Annotated in this window: 16 protein-coding genes; 7 read left to right on the top strand and 9 right to left on the bottom strand. The window is 66.1% G+C overall.

Annotated features, from left to right (window positions below; genetic code table 11):
- Positions 1-10: 10 nt before the first annotated feature.
- Positions 11-775, bottom strand: coding sequence for an MBL fold metallo-hydrolase (locus tag ACVIHF_RS38670; RefSeq protein ID WP_456793566.1), 765 nt, complete (start codon positions 773-775; stop codon positions 11-13).
- A complete protein-coding gene (locus tag ACVIHF_RS38665) occupies positions 772-1,698 on the bottom strand; it encodes a DMT family transporter (protein WP_456793565.1) in 927 nt (308 codons plus the stop codon). The genes ACVIHF_RS38670 and ACVIHF_RS38665 overlap by 4 nt, the downstream gene beginning before the upstream one ends.
- Before the next feature lie 98 nt (positions 1,699-1,796).
- Between ACVIHF_RS38665 and ACVIHF_RS38660 the strand changes: the two genes are divergently transcribed.
- Complete coding sequence (locus ACVIHF_RS38660) at positions 1,797-2,660, top strand: LysR family transcriptional regulator (protein ID WP_253604790.1); 864 nt, start codon at positions 1,797-1,799, stop codon at positions 2,658-2,660.
- A gap of 192 nt (positions 2,661-2,852) precedes the next feature.
- On the opposite strand, the gene pdeM is transcribed toward ACVIHF_RS38660, so the two are convergent.
- The 4 genes from pdeM to ACVIHF_RS38640 all read right to left on the bottom strand — a co-directional run bounded on the left by pdeM (position 2,853) and on the right by ACVIHF_RS38640 (position 9,100).
- Positions 2,853-3,524 carry a ligase-associated DNA damage response endonuclease PdeM gene (gene pdeM, locus ACVIHF_RS38655; protein WP_456793564.1) on the bottom strand — a complete coding sequence of 224 codons (672 nt, stop codon included), beginning with the start codon at positions 3,522-3,524 and terminating at the stop codon, positions 2,853-2,855.
- A gap of 63 nt (positions 3,525-3,587) precedes the next feature.
- Positions 3,588-6,344, bottom strand: coding sequence for a ligase-associated DNA damage response DEXH box helicase (locus tag ACVIHF_RS38650; RefSeq protein ID WP_456794165.1), 2,757 nt, complete (start codon positions 6,342-6,344; stop codon positions 3,588-3,590).
- Between the two features lie 323 nt (positions 6,345-6,667).
- Positions 6,668-7,894, bottom strand: coding sequence for an ABC transporter substrate-binding protein (locus tag ACVIHF_RS38645; protein ID WP_456793563.1), 1,227 nt, complete (start codon positions 7,892-7,894; stop codon positions 6,668-6,670).
- Between the two features lie 279 nt (positions 7,895-8,173).
- Complete coding sequence (locus ACVIHF_RS38640) at positions 8,174-9,100, bottom strand: methyltransferase domain-containing protein (protein ID WP_456793562.1); 927 nt, start codon at positions 9,098-9,100, stop codon at positions 8,174-8,176.
- 130 nt (positions 9,101-9,230) lie between these two features.
- On the opposite strand from ACVIHF_RS38640, the gene ACVIHF_RS38635 reads away from it, so the two are divergent.
- The 5 genes from ACVIHF_RS38635 (at position 9,231) to ACVIHF_RS38615 (ending at position 14,633) form a co-directional block, all read left to right on the top strand.
- Positions 9,231-10,289: a ligase-associated DNA damage response exonuclease gene (locus tag ACVIHF_RS38635; RefSeq protein ID WP_253625083.1), complete on the top strand. Its 1,059-nt coding sequence runs from the start codon at positions 9,231-9,233 to the stop codon at positions 10,287-10,289.
- Positions 10,286-11,938 carry a cisplatin damage response ATP-dependent DNA ligase gene (locus ACVIHF_RS38630; protein ID WP_456793561.1) on the top strand — a complete coding sequence of 551 codons (1,653 nt, stop codon included), beginning with the start codon at positions 10,286-10,288 and terminating at the stop codon, positions 11,936-11,938. Before ACVIHF_RS38635 ends, ACVIHF_RS38630 begins: the two co-directional genes overlap by 4 nt.
- A gap of 194 nt (positions 11,939-12,132) precedes the next feature.
- Complete coding sequence (locus ACVIHF_RS38625) at positions 12,133-12,438, top strand: DUF6460 domain-containing protein (protein ID WP_028334595.1); 306 nt, start codon at positions 12,133-12,135, stop codon at positions 12,436-12,438.
- A 20-nt stretch (positions 12,439-12,458) separates the two neighbouring features.
- The gene (locus tag ACVIHF_RS38620; RefSeq protein WP_225160954.1) at positions 12,459-13,193 is read left to right on the top strand and encodes an MBL fold metallo-hydrolase; all 735 of its coding nucleotides are present in this window, start codon (positions 12,459-12,461) and stop codon (positions 13,191-13,193) included.
- A 114-nt stretch (positions 13,194-13,307) separates the two neighbouring features.
- Positions 13,308-14,633, top strand: a complete 1,326-nt coding sequence (locus ACVIHF_RS38615) for an MATE family efflux transporter (protein WP_225642145.1) — start codon at positions 13,308-13,310, stop codon at positions 14,631-14,633.
- Between the two features lie 95 nt (positions 14,634-14,728).
- On the opposite strand, the gene ACVIHF_RS38610 is transcribed toward ACVIHF_RS38615, so the two are convergent.
- The gene (locus ACVIHF_RS38610; RefSeq protein WP_225160952.1) at positions 14,729-15,826 is read right to left on the bottom strand and encodes a quinone-dependent dihydroorotate dehydrogenase; all 1,098 of its coding nucleotides are present in this window, start codon (positions 15,824-15,826) and stop codon (positions 14,729-14,731) included.
- Positions 15,823-16,167: a DUF952 domain-containing protein gene (locus ACVIHF_RS38605; RefSeq protein WP_456793560.1), complete on the bottom strand. Its 345-nt coding sequence runs from the start codon at positions 16,165-16,167 to the stop codon at positions 15,823-15,825. Before ACVIHF_RS38605 ends, ACVIHF_RS38610 begins: the two co-directional genes overlap by 4 nt.
- 200 nt (positions 16,168-16,367) lie before the next feature.
- On the opposite strand from ACVIHF_RS38605, the gene ACVIHF_RS38600 reads away from it, so the two are divergent.
- Complete coding sequence (locus ACVIHF_RS38600; protein WP_016844853.1) at positions 16,368-17,021, top strand: S24 family peptidase; 654 nt, start codon at positions 16,368-16,370, stop codon at positions 17,019-17,021.
- Positions 17,022-17,202: 181 nt separating this feature from the next.
- On the opposite strand, the gene ACVIHF_RS38595 is transcribed toward ACVIHF_RS38600, so the two are convergent.
- Complete coding sequence (locus ACVIHF_RS38595) at positions 17,203-17,988, bottom strand: class II aldolase/adducin family protein (protein WP_253604801.1); 786 nt, start codon at positions 17,986-17,988, stop codon at positions 17,203-17,205.
- Between the last annotated feature and the right edge of the window lie 39 nt (positions 17,989-18,027).

The raw sequence follows: 18,027 nt of genomic DNA, 5'->3' as shown, positions 1-18,027 counted from the left end.
GGGACGAAACCTACGGCTCGATGACCGTGGCGATGCCGGGCTCGAGGATGCGCAGACGGCGGCCGAAGCCGAGCGTATCGAAGCTCGCGCGCAGGTCGTTCGCGCTCTGCCGGAAATGCGCCCAGCCGTCGGTATGAACCGGCACGATCACCGCGTCCGCAAAGGCGTGCGCGGTTTCGATCGCGTCATTGGTGTCCATGGTGAGATGGAAGGGGCCGCGGGTTTGCGCCGCGCCTGCGAACGGCAGCACCACGCCGCAGTCGAAGCGCCGCGCGACCTCGGCGACGCCGTCGAACCAGGTGGTGTCGCCGCTGACATAGACCGGACGGCCCGGTTTTGCCGGCTGCACAACGAAGCCGATGACGTCGCCGGACAATGGCTCGATCCCGGCCGGTCCGTGCCGCGCCGGCGTCGCGGTGATGGTGAGGGTCCGGCCGCCCTTCTGCAACTCGGTCGAGGCCCAGGGCGCAAAGCCCTCGGCGTTGCCGCCAAGCCGCCTGGCGCCGGCCTCCGTCGTCAGCACGCGCTTCACGCCTTTAAGGAAATCCCGGCCGGAATGGTCGAGATTGTCGGAATGCTGGTCGTGGCTCAGCAGCACCGCATCGATCGCGCCGACATCGCACACGCCGAGCGCGGGACCCGTCAGCTTCTCCAGTTTCACATGCGGCAATTGATACTCGCCGGGCGCATCGAAGGTCGGATCGGTGAGCAGGCGGAACCCGTCGATCTCGATCAGGGCGGTGGGGCCTCCGATCAGCGTGATGGTGATGCTCACGTCATACTCCTGTTGGCCGCGGCGGCTGCGGGGCGGGTCACCAGGTAAATGCCGAGCGCCACCGGAACGATCCCGAGCAGGTCGCGAAATTCGACATGCTCGCCGAGCACGAAATAGGCGAACAGCATGCCGAGCGGCGGCATCAGGAAGTGATAGGCGCTTGCGGCGGTCGCACCACACACTTTCAGGAGATGAAACCAGAGCAGATAGGCGAGGATCGAGCCGCCGAGCACGAGGAAGGCGAAGGCGCCGGCAAGCCGCATGCTGGGCACGATGTCGCTGACACTGGAGAGTGTGAAGGCGAACGGCATCACCGCAAGACCGCCGGCCATGTTCTGGATGCCGTTGCCGATCCACAGGCTGCCCTTCGGTGCCAGCAGCTTGAACAGCACGGTGCCGGCGACGATCGAGGCGAGCGAGGCCAGCGTGAACAAGATGCCATGCGGGCTGTCCGATCCGACCGATATGCGATGCCAGACGATGAAGGCGACGCCGACGATGCCGAGCACGAGACCAATCACCTTGCGCGAGGTCATGCTCTCACCGAGGAACAGCGCTGCCAGCATGGCGGTGAACACCGGATTGGCCGAGACGATCAGCGCGCCAAGTCCGGCGGAGACCGTCTTCAGGCCGGTATAGCCGAGGCCGAGATAGAGCGCGTTGTTGGCGACGCCGAGCACGGCGAACACCGCCGCATCGCGCCAGGTGAGATCCCATTGGTCGCTGCGCAGCCAGGAGATGGCGAGGATCAAGACCCCGGCGAGCGAAAACCGCGCGGCGAGCAGGATCAGCGGCGGGCAGTCGGTGACGCCGATTTTGCCGGCCACGAACGCGTAGCTCCAGAGCAGGCAGAACAGGGCAATCAGCAGCGGCAGGGTGTTGAAGCGGGCGCGGGAGGCGGCCATCGAGGTAGCGGCGGACATGGGCGAATTCTCCTTCGGCCATGATCTAGGCCCGCGCCTTGATATTTGGAAATTAAATGATAGACTGGCGTGCAGTGGATTTATAAATGGAGGCTGCGATGCTCGACCTGGAGCTGTTGCGCAGTTTCGTCTCGGTGGTCGATGCCGGCGGCTTCACCCGCGCCGGAGAGCGCGTCCACCGCACGCAGTCGACGGTGAGCCAGCAGATCAAGCGCCTGGAGGAGGATGTCGGCCAGCCGCTGCTGATCCGCAGCGGCAAGGACGTCACCCCGACGGAAGCCGGCGAGCGGCTGTTGACCTATGCGCGGCGGCTATTGTCGCTCGCCGAAGAGGCCCGCGACGTGCTCTCGCGGCCCGGCAGCGAAGGCGCGATCCGGATTGGCATCACCGAGGATTTTGCCGCCTACCGGCTGACAAAGCTGCTCGCCACCTTCGCGCGCAGCCATCCGAATCTGCGGCTCGACGTGCGCTCCGGGCAGAGCTTGTTCCTGTACCGCGATCTCGAACGCGGCGATCTCGATCTGGCGCTGATCAAGCGCGCCGCCAATGAGAAGGGCGGCATCGCGGTCTGGCCTGAACGCGTGCACTGGGTCACCAGCAAGGGCCACCCGCGCGATACGACGGCCGGCTCGGTTCCGCTGATCGGTTTCGCCTCGGGCTGTCTCTACCGCGCCCGCGCCATCCATGCGCTGGAGAGCGCCGGCCGCAACTGGCATATGGCCTACACCTCCTCCAGCCTCGCCGGCATCCAGGCCGCGGTCGCCGCGGGCCTCGGGCTCAGCATCCTGTCGGAAATGTCGATCCAGGCGGAGCATCGCGTGCTGACCGCAAAGGACGGCTTTGCGCCGATCGACCGCACCGAGGTCGCCCTCGTCGCCGCCCCCGAAGCCAGCCCGGCGACACTCCGGCTGGCGGACAGGCTCGCGGAGTATTGCGAAAGCGTGCAGGCGAAGGCGGCTTAGGTCGAGGTCGCGCAACAATCTCTGCTGTCGTCCCTGCGAAACACGAAAGCAGGGACCCATAACCACCGCATGCAGTAGTGATGCCCGCTGGGCCACAGCTTTGCGCAATCTCGAAGAGCGGTGGTTATGGGTCCCGGGTCGCGCTTCGCTTGCCCGGGACGACACTGAGTCTGTGGCAGGCGCCCGCGATCCTCAATAACACCGCGACGCGACGAACGCGTGGACGCGGTTGTCGCCGAGCACATGGGCCATGAAGCCGGGCGATCCGAAGATCCGTGTGAACGCGCCATCGCGGATGCTCAGGCCGCCGGTGTAGGCGCCGAACGCCGGCATCACCGCGCGCTCGCCGTCACAGGCGAAGCAGCGGCGCTCGATCGAGCGGCCGCGGGTCGGCACCCGCGCCTTGGGGTGCAGGTGTCCGGCGATCTCGCCGGCGGCGCCGGTCGGCTCATGGCGGAACACGATCGGACCGATCGCGACTTCGGTCGCGACCACGCCGCCGAGATCGGACGGCAGCGCCGGATCGTGATTGCCCGAGATCCAGATCCAGTTGCGCCGCAGCTGCAACGCCGCGAGCGCCTCGCGGTCCGGATTGGACAGGCGTTCATGCGCATCGCGATCGTGAAAGCTGTCGCCGAGCGCGATCACCTGCCGCGGATCGTGCCGCGCGATGACAGCGGCGAGCCGGCTCAGTGTCGCGACCGTGTCGTAGGGCGGCAGCAGCACGCCGCGGCTGGCGAAGCTCGAGCCTTTTTCCAGATGCAGGTCGGAGACCACGAGCAGGCGCTGCGCTTCCCAGAACAGCGCGCCGGAGAAATCCGCCACGAAGCCGACATCTGCCACCGTGACCCTCGAAACGCGCATGTCGTCACCGTCTCGCAAAGCTAGCGCGCTTGCCGTCACGTCCTGTTCCCCAGAGTACCAGCGTTACGTCGTCGCCTCCCGCACGAGTTCCTCGGCCGCCTCGGCCAGAAGCTCGTCGGATGCTTCGCCATAAACTGACTCGCGGCCGATTTCCAGCAGCGCGGGGACGGCAAGCGGAGAAACGTGGTCGAGATCCTTGTGGGTGATTCGGCCGTGGATGCGCGAAAGCATGTCGCTGAGGCGGCGAAGATCGAGCAGCCCCGTGGCGGCATCGCCGCGCGCGGCACGCAGCAGCACGTGATCGGCCTGATGTTTTCGCAAAACGTCATAGATCAGGTCGGTCGAGAACAGCACCTGGCGGCGCGACTTCTCCTCGTCGGTGAAGCGGCGCGCGATCAGCCCGGAGATGATGGCGCAGTTGCGGAAGGTCCGCTTCATCAGCGCGGATTCCGCAAGCCACGCTTCGAGGTCATCGCCGAGCATGTCGGGATCGAACAGCGCGTTGAGATCGAGCTTGCCGTGCCGGATCATGAAGGAGAGATCGCCGACGCCCCAGACCGCAAGCGCATACTCGTTGGCGACGAAGCCGAGCGGACGGGCGCGGGCGCGCTCCAGCCGGCGGGTCAGCAGCATGCCGAGCGTCTGATGCGCGAGCCGGCCCTCGAAGGGATAGCAGACCAGATAATGGCTGCCGCCGCGCGGAAAGGTCTCGACCAATAGCTCGCGCACCGCCGGCACACGCGAGAATTTTCGCTGCAGCGACAGCCAGTCGTGCACCTGGTCCGGCAGCGCGTTCCAGGCCCGGCTGTTGTCGAGCAGCTTGCGGACGCGTTCGGCGAGATAGGTCGAGAGTGGGAACTTGCCGCCCATATAGGACGGCACTTTTGCATCTTTATCATTGGTGCGGGAGACATAGACCTGGTCTTCAACCAAGGCCTCGTAGCGCACCACCTCACCGCCAAAGACAAAAGTGTCGCCTGGCACGACGCCCTCGATGAAGACCTCCTCGATCTCGCCGAGCATCCGGCCGCCGCGCGCGATCGCGCCGGTCGATCCGCTACCGCCGGCGCGCGAGCGCACCAGCCGCACCTTCAGCATGGTCTCCTCGACAATGGTGCCGACGTTGAGACGATAGCTCTGCCGCACCTTGGGATTGGTGACGCGCCAGCGGCCCTGCTTGTCCTGCTTGATGCGCGCGAAACGCTCATAGGTCTTCAGTGCGTAGCCGCCGGTGGCGACGAAATCGACGACATCGTCGAAATCGGTGCGTGCGAGCGATGCATAGGGCGCTGCGGTCCGGACCTCATCATAGAGTTCATCGGACAGAAACGGCTTGCCGCAGGCGCAGCCGAGCACGTGCTGGGCCAGCACGTCGAGCGCGCCCGAGCGCAGCGGCGGCGTGTCCTGCGCATTCTCGGCGATCGCGTCGATCGCGACACGGCATTCCAGCACCTCGAAGCGGTTGGCCGGCACCAGCACGGCGCGCGAGGCCTCGTCGAAGCGGTGGTTGGCGCGGCCGATCCGCTGCATCAGCCGCGACGAACCTTTCGGCGCGCCGATATTGATGACGAGATCGACATCGCCCCAGTCGACACCGAGATCGAGCGAGGAGGTGCAGACCACGCCGCGCAGTTTTCCCGCGGCCATCGCGTCCTCGACCTTGCGGCGCTGCGCGACGTCGAGCGAGCCGTGATGCAACGCGATCGCCAGCCCGTCGTCATTCATGCGCCAGAGATCCTGGAACAGCATCTCGGCCTGGCTGCGGGTGTTGACGAACACCAGCGTGGTCTTGTTGCGCTTGATCAGTTCGTAGACCTCGGGCAGCGCATGGCGCGCGCTGTGGCCGGACCACGGCAGCCGCTCCCTGGTGTCGAGCATCTCGACCACCGGCGGTGCGGCGCCGCCGGCGGTGACGACGTCGGCGGATGCATTCTGGCCACCGGGCTGCGGCACCAGGAAGCGCGCGAGCTGCTCCGGCTCGGCGACCGTCGCCGAGAGGCCGATGGCGCGGATCTGTGGCGCGATGGTCCAGAGCCGCGCAAGTCCGAGCGACAATAGATCGCCGCGCTTGGAGGTGACGAGCGCATGCAGCTCGTCGAGCACGATGCGCTTCAGCGAAGAGAACAGGAACGGCGCGTCGTCGGATGCCAGCAGCAGCGCCAGCTGCTCCGGCGTGGTGAGCAGGATGTCCGGCGGATAGCGCCGCTGCCGCTGCCGCCGCGACACCGGCGTGTCGCCGGTGCGGGTCTCGATCCTGATCGGCAGCCCCATCTCGGCGACCGGCGTCTCCAGATTGCGCGCGATATCGACCGCGAGCGCTTTCAGCGGCGAGATGTAAAGCGTGTGCAGCCCGCCGCTGCGGCGAACACCGCGGCCGGTGGAGATAAGGGCTGGGCGAACCGTCTTCGATTCAATTTCGTCGCTTGCGAGATCGTCGGGCTCCCTCCCCCTGAAAGGGGGAGGGTTGGGGTGGAGGTCAGCCGCTCGCTCCGTGCCCGCGGCTGACTCCCACCCGTCGCGCTCGGTTGCGCTAGTGCGCCCCCGAGCGTGCCGACCTCCCCCTTTCAGGGGGAGGTAAGAGTTCTTGCCCTGCCCCTCTCCACTCAACTCCACCAGTGTCGGCAAGAACCCCGCCAGCGTCTTGCCCGCTCCGGTGGGCGCGATCAGCAGCGCGGAGCACTGCTCGCGCGCTTTCGCCAGCAGCGCGAGCTGATGCTCGCGCGGCGACCAGCCGCGTGAGGCGAACCAGTCGCGAAACCGGCGCGGCAGGAGATCGGCCGTTTCCGACGGCGGAACGGAAAAGAGATCGAGCGTCGACACGCCCAAGAGGTAGGTGGTTCAGGCGGCTTCGTCGAGGGCGGAGCGGAAATGGCGGCAGGTGGCAGGACTACCAGCGCGCTCCGTGCGCTGCGAAGCGCCTGGATGTCACCTCGCCCCGCCTGCGGCGAGAGGCATAGGCCGCCCTTGGCGGCCGTTCAAAGAAACGCCGAAGCGAAGCTTCGGCTATGTCGCATCGCCAGATGCGATCCGGGTGAGGGGGTACAGGTCTTACAACTCGCACCGCCTCGCGGAGGGAAGCCCCTCACCCCGCCCTCTCCCCGCGAGAGCGGGGCGAGGGAGACGAGAGAGCGGAGCTTACCCAACTACTCCGTCATCGGCTGGCCGGAGAGGTCCCAATCCTTGCCGTTGAAGATCGAGACGTAGAGCGTCTTCATCGGCGTGTAGTCGTCGGGCGTGTAGCTGTAATTGATGCCATCAAGGAAATAGGGCGAGTGGAAGCCGGCGAGCGTCGTGGCGTGCTTCAGCACGTTGGCGCGGGTCAGGACGTCGCCGCAGCGGCGCAGGATTTCGCCCATCGTCGCCGCCTGGCCGTAGCCGGCGAAGGCGATGGTGTTATCGGGGTCGATGTTCGGCAGGTACTTCTTGCGCAGCTCCTCGAACGCGATCACGTCCGGATCCTTCTCGTAGCGCGGCACGCCGACTTCCTTGTTATAGCGGATCGCGACGATGTCCTTGGCGTTCTCGAGGCCCGCGGCGCTCAGGATCGAGCGACCGGTCGAGCCCGCCGACAGCAATTGCAGCGGCTTCCAGCCGAGCTCGGTCACCTTGCGGATCGACTGCGACGTCGCCTTGCCGGTGGTGATGTTGTAGAAGACGTCGGCGCCCGACTTCGAGAGATTGATGAGCTGCGAATCGACCGTCGGATCGGTGAGATCGTAGGTCTGCTCCATGATCACCTGTGCCTTGCCGCCGGCATCGGCCAGCACCTTCTTGAACGGCCCGAGGAAGTCGCGGCCGAAATCATCGTTCTGGTAGAGGATGCCGACCTTGGCGTTCGGCTTCACGCTGACGACGTGCTTGGCGAGAACGCGTGCCTCGGTCGGATAGAGCGGCAGGCCCGCCATGGTCCATTTGAAATTCTTCGGATCGTTCCACTTCGAGGCGCCGGTGTTCAACAGCAGTTGGGGAACGCCCTTGGAATTGAGATATTTGTGCACGGAGGTCTGCGGCGCGGTGCCGAGCGAGCCATAGAGCGCCAGCACCTCCTCCTGTTCGACCAGACGGCGCGTCGCCTCGACGCATTTCGGCGCGCTGTAGGCGTCGTCCATGGTGAGGAATTTCACCTTGCGGCCGTTGATGCCGCCCTTGTCGTTCAGCATCTGGAAATAGGCTTCGCCGACGCGGCCGAGCACACCATAGAGCGAGCCGGGGCCGGAATGCGGCACGGTCTGGCCGAGCTTGATCTCGGTGTCGCTCGCACCCGGATCGTACTTCTTGTCGGCGGCCCGGACGAAAGGCGCGGGCAGCACGGACGCGGCGATCACAGACAATGCGGTGGCGCCGAACTCGCGCCGTGTATGCTTTTTCATTATTTCTCTCCCTGAGGCGAAAAGCTCTCGCATTCCGCCTTGCGCCGGGCAAGCGCGAAGTCACAGCTTTGCGGCGCAATGCCGCGTCACGGCAAATGCGTAGCGTGTAGACTCAAGTTTGGGTGCGTAACGTGAATGACTTTTCCCTTCTCCCCTTGTGGGAGAAGGTGGCTCGCATCGAAGATGCGAGCCGGATGAGGGGTCTCTATCCGCGGAGGCAGACCCCTCACCCAGCTTCGCTGCGCGAAGCGACCCTCTCCCACAGGGGGAGAGGGTGCGTCACGGCTTCACGGCGACGGCGACGAGTCCGGGTGCCGGAATATTGTCTTCATTGCGCGCCGAGAGATCGTCGAGCTGGGCCAGCGTCAGTCCCGCGGCAGCGACGGAGTCGCGCACGTAAGCTGCACTGTGGGCGTAGCGCAGTCCCTCGCCGATGATGACGCCTTCGCCGTCATGGGTCTCGGCCGTGAAGGCGAGCACGCCGCCCGCCACCAGCACACGGCTGGCCTCGGCGAGCACCGGCGCGAGATCGGCGACATAGACCATTGCATCCGCGGCCAGGATCAATTCGGCGCTGGCCTCGCGCCTGGCCGAAACGGCCTTCAACATGTCGTCGACCTCGAGCTCGGCATAAAGGCCGGTGGCGCGCGCCTTGTCGATCATGCGCGGCGACAGGTCGATGCCGATGAAGCGATCGACATGCCGGGCGAATGCGCCGGCCGCCAGCCCGGTGCCGCAGCCGAGATCGATCGCACGCTTGAAGAAGGCCGGTTTCTTTGCGCCCGCACGCACCGACAGCACCGCCTTGAACAGCAGCGCCGGGCCGCGATAGCCGAGATCGCCGACCAGCGCGGCCTCGAAGCGCGGCGCATATTGATCGAACAGCGTCTGCACATAGCCCGGCGGCATCGAACTGACGGCCTCGACGCCGAGCTGCATCAGGTGAAGGCCGGCGCCATGCCGGTCTTCGGGATCGGCGTCGCGCGCGCCGCGGAACGCTGCGATCGCGGCCTCGCGCTGACCGAGCTCCAGGCGGATCTTGCCCAGCGTGTACCAGGCCGACGGGAATTTCGGCACAAGCTCGATTGCCTGTTCGAGCAGCTCGGCGGCAGCCGGCAGATCGCCCTTCAATTGCAGGTCGCGCGCGAACTCGTAGCGGCGGTCGGCGACGAGATCGCCGGAGGACAGAAACAGGCGGGGGGCCATTCGCTTTAAGGAACCAATCTCGGCCGGGTCCGGCCATCCATCAAAGCACGGACTTTTTCCGGAGATGGATGCACGGGTCAAGCCCGCGGATCCGGCTAAACATCGCGGATCGAGCGCCTATATAGGGGCGATGCGCCCGCAAGACATCCTGATGCCCGTCCCGGCCGGGCTTTGCTGCAAGCCGGGCGGCTTCCACATCGATCCTGTCAGGCCGGTCGAGCGGGCACTGATCACCCATGGCCATTCCGACCATGCGCGGGCGGGCCACGGCGCTGTGCTCGCGACCCAGGAAACGCTCGACATGATGCGGCTGCGCTACGGCGAGAACTTCGCCGGCTCTGTGCAGGCGATCGCCTATGGCGAGGAGATCAGGCTCGGCGACGTCACGGTGACGTTTCATCCCGCCGGTCATGTGCTGGGCTCCGCCCAGATATCGGTCACCTGCAAGGACACCCGCATCGTCGCCTCCGGCGACTACAAGGATGCGCGCGACCCGACCTGCGCGCCGTTCGAGCTGGTGCCCTGCGACGTCTTCATATCAGAGGCGACGTTTGGATTGCCGGTGTTCCGCCATGGCGATGCCGCCGGCGAAGTAAACAAGCTGCTGGCCTCGGTCAAACTGTTCCCGGAGCGCGCGCATCTGGTCGGCGCCTATTCGCTCGGCAAAGCGCAGCGCGTGATCGCGCTGCTGCGCGAGGCCGGCTACGACGCGCCGATCTATCTGCATGGCGCGATGGAGAAGATCACCTATTACTATCAGGAGCGCGGCATTGCGCTCGGCGAGCTCCGGCCCGCGCGCGGCATGAAGAAGGCTGAGCTTGCCGGCACCATCACGCTGGCACCGCCAAGCGCGACATCCGATGTCTGGACGCGCCGCTTTCCCGATCCAGTCACCGCATTCGCCTCGGGCTGGATGCGCGTTCGCGCCCGGGCCCGCCAGGGCGGTGTCGAGCTGCCGCTGGTGATCTCGGATCATGCCGATTGGGACGGGCTGACGGCGACGATCGCCGCCACTGGCGCCGGCGAGATCTGGGTCACCCACGGCCAGGAAGATGCGCTGGTGCATTGGTGCAAGACCAGGGGCCTTGCCGCGCGGCCGCTCGACCTGGTCGGCTATGGCGACGAGGATGAAGGCGAGACGGCCGCACTGACCGGCGAGGCCCAGCCCGCCGGCGAGGCGGAAACATGAACCGTTTTGCCGAGCTGCTCGACCGCCTCGCCTACGAGCCCGGCCGCAACAACAAGATCAAGCTGCTGGTCGCCTATTTCCGCGAGACCGAGGACCCCGACCGCGGCTACGCGCTGGCGGCGCTGACCGGCGCGCTGTCGTTCAAGCACGCCAAGCCCGGCCTGATCCGCGACCTGATCACCGAACGCGCCGACCCGGTGCTGTTCGGCTACTCCTATGATTACGTCGGCGACCTCTCGGAGACGGTCGCGCTGATGTGGCCGAAGGCGGAGCTGCCGGGCCACAACAACCCGCCTCCCCCGACGCTGACTGATGTCGTCATCACGCTGCGCACGCTCGGCAAGGCCGAGCTGCCGGCGCAGCTGGCGCGCTGGCTGGACGAGCTCGACGAGACCGGGCGCTGGGCGCTCTTGAAGCTCGTCACCGGCGCGATGCGGATCGGGATCTCGGCGCGGCTGGCGAAGACCGCGGCGGCGGCGCTCGGGACGAAGGACCCGCACGAGATCGAGTTGCTGTGGCCGGGCCTGTCGCCGCCCTATCTCGACCTGTTCGCCTGGCTCGAGGGCCGCGGCGACAAACCGGTCAACCGCGACCCGGCGCCGTTCCGCCCGGTGATGCTGGCGCATGCGATCGAGGATGGCGATTTCGCCAATCTCGACGCCGCCGATTTCAGCGCGGAATGGAAATGGGACGGCATCCGGGTGCAGGCGGTGTCTGGCCGCGATGCGCGCGGGCACGTCCAGGCGCGGCTCTATTCGCGCACCGGCGAGGACATCACCGGCAGCTTTCCGGATCTCGTGCCGTCGCTGCATCTGCCCGGCGCGATCGACGGCGAGTTGCTGGTGCTGCGCGACGGCCGCGTGCAGACCTTCAACGTGTTGCAGCAGCGACTGAACCGCAAAGTCGTTTCGCCGAAGCTGATCAAGGAATTTCCGATCCATCTGCGCGCCTACGACCTGCTCGGCGACGACGAGAGCGATTTGCGCGAGCTGCCCTTCACCGAACGTCGCGCGCATCTCGAAGGCTTCGTCGCCAAGCTGAATGATCCGCGCATCGATCTGTCGCCAACCGTCCCGTTCGCGAGCTGGGAAGAGCTGGCCGCGGCGCGCGCCGATCCCAAGAGCGCCGGCGCCGGCGACGATGCCGACGCGGTCGAAGGCGTGATGCTGAAGCGGCGCGACGCGCCCTATCTGCCTGGACGGCCGAAGGGCCCGTGGTGGAAGTGGAAGCGCGATCCGCACATCATCGACGCCGTGCTGATGTATGCCCAGCGCGGCCACGGCAAGCGCTCGTCCTATTACTCCGACTATACGTTCGGGGTCTGGACCCGTGGTGATGCCGGCGACGAGCTGGTGCCGGTCGGCAAGTCCTATTTCGGCTTCACCGACGAGGAGCTGTTGCAGATCGACCGCTTCGTCCGCCGCAACACCACCGAGAAGTTCGGCCCGGTGCGCCATGTCGTGCATGAGCCTGATCAGGGGCTGGTGCTGGAGGTCGCCTTCGAGGGCTTGCAGCGCTCGCCGCGGCACAAATCCGGCGTCGCGATGCGCTTTCCCCGGATCAGCCGCTTGCGCTGGGACAAGCCGCCGCGCGAAGCCGACCGGCTGGAGACGCTTGAACGGATGTTAATCTCCATGACAGGAAGTTAAATCCCAAGCGTGCATGGCAGCCATTGATCGCGGCGCGCGGGTTTCCCATGTGCACCGCCGTGACCTATAATGCGGGCGATTCCGTTAGACCTCGGTTCTGATGGGATCAGAATCGAGGTCTAGGTTTTGTTTTGACGCGTTTTCTTCACGCGAACCGGTGCCCACTTCGCGCGAAAACGCTATTGGAGACAGCAATGCCAAACGACATCCGGGACTTGCCGGCCGGCCGGAGTGACGGCCTGTACCGCTTTCTCGGCGGATCGCCGCTCTCTGTGGCGTTCCGGTTGATTTTGCTGTCGATTCTGGTCGGTGTCGTGCTCGCCGCGATCGGCCTCGATCCATGGAACATCCTCAACAGCATCCGCAGGCTGTTCCAGAGCATCTGGGATTTCGGCTTCGATGCGATCAACTGGGCCTGGCGCTACTTCCTGCTCGGCGCCGTCATCGTGATTCCGATCTGGCTGTTGTCGCGGCTGTTCGGCGCGCCGCGCGGCCGCTGATCTCAGGGAGTTCGCAGCCGATGCAATTGCGATTTGTCGGCTGCGGCGATGCATTCGGCTCCGGCGGCCGCTTCAACACCTGTTTCCACGTCAGCGGTGCGCGCAGCAATTTCCTGATCGATTGCGGTGCCTCATCGCTGCCGGCGATGAAGCGGCTCGAGATCGACCGCGACGCGATCGACCTGATCCTGATCACGCATTTCCATGGCGACCATTTTGCCGGCCTGCCGTTCTTCCTGCTCGACGCGCAGTTCTCCCGCCGCACCCGGCCGCTGGTGATCGCAGGGCCCGAAGGCATCGAAACGAAACTGCCTGCGGTGATGGAGGTGATGTTCGAGCATTCCTCCAAAACCAAACAACGCTTCGATCTATCCGTCGTTACGCTGGCGCCGCGCGAAACGCGCAGCTTCGGCGAGGTGACCGTGACGCCCTACCCTGTCGTGCATGGCGAGTCCGGCGGGCCGTTCCTCGCGTACCGCGTCGAGGCGGAAGGCCGCATCATCAGCTACAGCGCCGACACCGAATGGACCGACGCGCTGATCCCGGCGGCGCAGGACGCCGACCTCTTCATCGCCGAAGCCTATACCTACGACAAGATGGTCAAGAACCATCTCAGCCTGAAGACGCTGGAAGCGCATTTGCCCGCCATCAACGCCAGGCGCGTGGTGCTGACCCATATGAGCGACGACATGCTCGGCCGCATCGACGATTTGCCCTACACGGCGGCGAGCGACGGCATGGTCGTGGCGCTCTGACCAAGCAATGCCTTGCCCGCCGATCTTCCGCCATCGCATTGCTCTGAGAACAATTCCGGCATGGTCGCGCGACGGATGTCGCGATAGAAACGGATATTCCTTGCAATTGTAGCCATGCACGCACCCATCCACCCGAAGATCACGACGCGTCAGGTGTTCGCCATCGCCGGCCCCGCGATGGTCGCCAACCTGACCACGCCGCTGATCGGCATCGTCTCGACCACCGCGATCGGCCGCCTCGACGACGCCGCGCTGCTCGGCGGCGTGGCGATGGCCTCGGTGATCTTCGACTGCCTGTTCTGGCTGTTCGCCTTCCTGCGCATGAGCACGCTGGCCTTCACCGCACAGGCGCAGGGCGCCGGCGAGATCAAGGAATATGCCGCCATCCTGGTGCGCGGCTTCATCGTCGCCGGCCTGATCGGCGCGGCGCTGATCGCGCTGCAGGTGCCGCTCGCCGCGGTCACGTTCCAGCTGATGGGCGGCAGCGAAGGCGTCACGCGCGCGGCCAAAGCCTATTTCATGATCCGGATCTGGTCGGCGCCGCTGGCGCTCGCCAATTACGTCATCCTCGGCTGGCTGGTCGGCCAGGCCCGCGCCAATCTGGCGCTGGCGCTGCAGATCGTGATCAATTTGATCAACATGGCCGCGACCGTGCTGCTGGTGCAGGTCTACGGCGCCGGCATTGCCGGTGCCGCGATCGCCGCCGTGCTCGCCGAGACCGCCGGTTTCGCCGCCGGCATCGTGGTGGCGTGGCAGATCTCGCAAGGCGGCTTCGCCGTTCCCGCGGCGACGCTGTTCGACCGCGCCAAGCTGATGCGCATGCTGGCGGTCAATCGCGACATCATGGTCCGCACCGCGGCGCTGATCGTCGTGTTCCTGTTTTTCACCGCCAAGGGCGCGCGCGAAGGCGACGTGACGCTGGCGGCGAATTCGGTGCTGAACAATTTCCTGCTGGTCAGCGCCTTCTTCCTCGACGGTCTCGCCAATGCCGCGCAACAGCTGTGCGGCCGCGCATTCGGCGCGCGCGATCCACGCGGCTTTTCCGATTCGACCCGGCTGGTGCTGCTGTGGGGGATCGGCTTTGCGCTGGCGGTGTCGGTGCTGTTCGCGCTGTTCGGACCGGCGCTGATCAATCTGATGACGACCAGCGACGACGTGCGCCGCTATGCGCGCGAGTTCCTGCCGTTCGTGATCCTGGCACCCCTGCCCGGCGTGTTCGCGTTCGGCTTCGACGGCATCTATGTCGGCGCCACCTGGGCGCGCGAGATGCGCAATCTGATGCTGGCCTCGCTTGCGATCTTCCTCGCCACCTGGTGGGCGCTCAGCTCGTTCGGCAACACCGGCCTGTGGATCGCGCTGCTCGGCTTCTACGTCGCGCGCGGCGGCCTGCAGGGCCTGCGCTATCCGGCGCTGCTGCGGAAGACGTTCAAGACGGCGTAAGTCCGTAGCCCGGATGCAGCGAAGCGAAATCCGGGGTCTGCATCCGCAGCGAGACTGTCCCGGATTGCGCTTCGCTTCATCCGGGCTACGGGTACCTACCTCACCGGCCAGTCCTCGGCCGTAATCGTCGCAGCATCGGCGCCGACGATTTCCGACAGCGAGTCGCGGCCGGTGCGCAGCAGGGTCGAGGACAGATCGCGCTTGATGTCGTCGACGAGGCCGAGGCCCTTGTAGACCAGCGAGGAATAGAGCTGGATCAGGCTGGCCCCGGCGCGGATCTTGGTCAGTGCGGCGCCGCCGCTGTCGATGCCGCCGACGCCGATCAGCGGAAACGCGCCTTCGACGCGGACATAGGTCTCGGCCACCATTCGCGTCGACAGCCGGAACAGCGGACGGCCCGACAGGCCGCCCTGCTCCTTGGCGCGATTTTCCTCGCGCAAGGTCGAAGGCCGCGCCAGCGTGGTGTTGGCGACGATCATGCCGTCGACACGCCGCGAGCGGGCGATGTGCACGACGTCGTCGAGCTCGGCCAGACTCAGATCCGGCGCGATCTTGAGCAGGACCGGCGAGTCGCCGGCGTTCTTGCGCACGCGCTCGCGGGTATCGATGACCCGCGCCAGCAGATCGTCGAGCGCCGCCGATTGCTGCAGATTGCGCAGGCCGGGCGTGTTCGGCGAGGAGACATTGACGGTGAAATAGCTCGCGACCGGCGCAAACGTCTCGATCAGCTTCACATAATCGGCTGCGCGGTCGGGCGAATCCTTGTTGGCCCCGACATTGACCCCGACGATGCCGCCGGCGCTGGCGCGCGCGGCGAGCCGCCGCAGCACGGCCTCCGCACCGTCATTGTTGAAGCCCATGCGGTTGATGACGGCCTCGTCGCGCTCCAGGCGAAACAGCCGCGGCCGCGGGTTGCCGCCTTGCGGCTTCGGCGTCACCGAGCCGATCTCGACAAAGCCGAAGCCGAGCCGCAGCAGCGCGTCGGGCGCCTCCGCACTCTTGTCGAAACCCGCCGCCATGCCGATCGGGTTTGGAAAGTTGAGTCCGAAGGCGCGCACCGCGAGCTTGGGGTCATCCGGCCGCTGCCGGATCGGCGGCAGCAGCTTCAGGCCCTGGATCGCCATGCGATGGGCATCCTCGGGATCGAACCAACGCAGCAGCGGCAGCGAAAAGGCGTCGAAGGCACGGATCACGGCTTGAGCTCCGGAACGTCGTGGCCACCGTCGGAGCGCGCGCGCAGGTCGAGGATCTCGGTGACCGCGCCGAGGTCGAGTTCGCCATAGAGATGCGGGAACAGCTCGTCATTGCGCGACGGCTCCCAGCGCAGGGCATCGCCCAGCGCATCGGCATCGACCGCGACCAGGAACAGGCCGGTTTGCCCGTGGTAGTGCTTGCGCGCGGTCTCGGCCACCTGGGAGGCGGTGGAAAAATGGATGAAGCCGTCGCGTTTGTCGTCGGCACTGCCCCGGTACACGCCCTGCCGCTCAGCCTCGCGCCAGGCCGAAGCGGGGGTGATTTTGTAGATCATCGGCACGGGCCGGCCTTCCCTTTTGTCCTTGAGTCTCTTGGGGTTTTATCCGGATTTGAGGGGAAATGCCCCAGACGCCATCTGGCGAGCGAGGGACCGTATCGGCGGCGGCGGCGCAACTCAAGCGGTGCCAGGGCACATCGGCCGACAGATTTGCGAAAACGCCAAGTTTCAGGCAATAATTCCTACCATCCGGGATACCCTCGATGGCCAAACAGCCCAAAGCCACCCGACCGCTGACCCACGCGCAGGTCTGGGCCGCGCTCGACCGGCTCGCCGAACGCGCCGGGCTGTCGCCGTCGGGCCTTGCCAAGCAGTCAGGACTCGACCCCACCACCTTCAACAAATCCAAGCGCGTGACCGGCGACGGGCGCGAGCGCTGGCCCTCGACCGAATCGCTCTCCAAGGCGCTGGCCGCGAGCAATGCCAGCATGGAGACCTTCGTGCAGTTGCTCGGCGATGGCGCGCGCGGCGGACAGTCGGTGCCGCTGATCGGCTTCGCGCAGGCCGGCGCCGGCGGCTATTTCGACGACAGCGGCTTTCCCGCCGGCAAGGGCTGGGATGAAGTGGCGCTACCGGCGACATCAGACGAACACGCCTATGCGCTGGAGATCGAGGGCGACTCGATGAAACCGGCCTATCGCGAAGGTGACATCATCGTGGTGTCACCCGCGACCGCGATCCGCCGCGGCGACCGCGTGGTGGTGCGCACGACCGGCGGCGAGGTGATGGTGAAAGAATTGAGACGCCGCACCGCCAAGATGCTGGAACTGGCGTCGCTCAATCCGGAGCACCCCGACCGCATGCTCGATGCCGAGGAAGTCGCGTGGATCGCACGCGTGGTGTGGGCGAGCCAGTAGCCGGCTAAACCAGTAGCCACATAACCGATGTCGTCTCGGCGAAAGCCGGGACCCATAGCCACCGAAGATCATTGCTACACCACGCTGGGGCCGCAGCGCGCTTCCACAACGCGACCCTGTGGTAATGGGTCCCGGGCTTTCGCCGGGACGACGGCGGAGGTTAGAGCGCCATCCAAGCCCCTTACGTCGCGTAGTCCGGTTCCTTGCGATCCAGCATCCGCTTCAGCGCATCGAAATGCCGCTGCGCCGGGGACGGGCCGTTGTAGAGATGGTCGTCGCGGAAATCGCGCTTGGTCTTCTCCACCACATGCTGCGGCAATTGCTTGAGCGGCTGCTGCGTCCACATCGCGTAGATCTGCACCTGCGCGGCGCGTTCGATGTAATAGAGCCGGTCATAGGCATCGGCGACCGTCTCGCCGACGGTCGAGATGCCGTGATTGGCCATGAACAGGATGGTCTTGTTGCCGATCACCTTGGCGAGCCGCGCGCCTTCCTCTGGATCAAGCGCGGGGCCGGTGTAGAGATCGTCATAGGCAATCGCCTCCGACAGCCCGACCTCGGTCTGGCCGATCTCCTTGATCCGCGGATCCTCGAGCCGCGTCAGCGCGCTCGCATAGGGCATGTGGGTGTGGAACACCGCCTTGGCCTGCGGCAGCGCCTTGTGGATCGGCGCATGGATGCAATAGCAGGAGCGCTCGACCTCACCCTCGCCGCGCTTCACCTCGGCATCGTCGATGCCGACCTCCATGAAGGAGGATGCTGTCACTTCCGACCAGTGCATGCCGAACGGGATCTGGTAGTAGCGGTCGGTGCGGCCGGGCACCACCAAGGTGAGATGGTTGAAAATACCTTCCGAAAAGCCGTGGATGTAGGCGAGCCGATGCGCCGCCGCGAGATCGACCCGCGCCTGCCATTCCTCGGCGCTCGAATTGTCCTGCAGCGATGTCGGTGAAACCCTGAACTGCATGCGCATGCTCCCGTCTGTGCCGGCCTCTCGGCGGAGGCC

The organism is Bradyrhizobium sp. USDA 4506 (assembly GCF_054058795.1).
The sequence above is the reverse complement of the archived record's forward strand: the minus strand, read 5'-3'. Positions and strand labels throughout refer to the sequence as shown.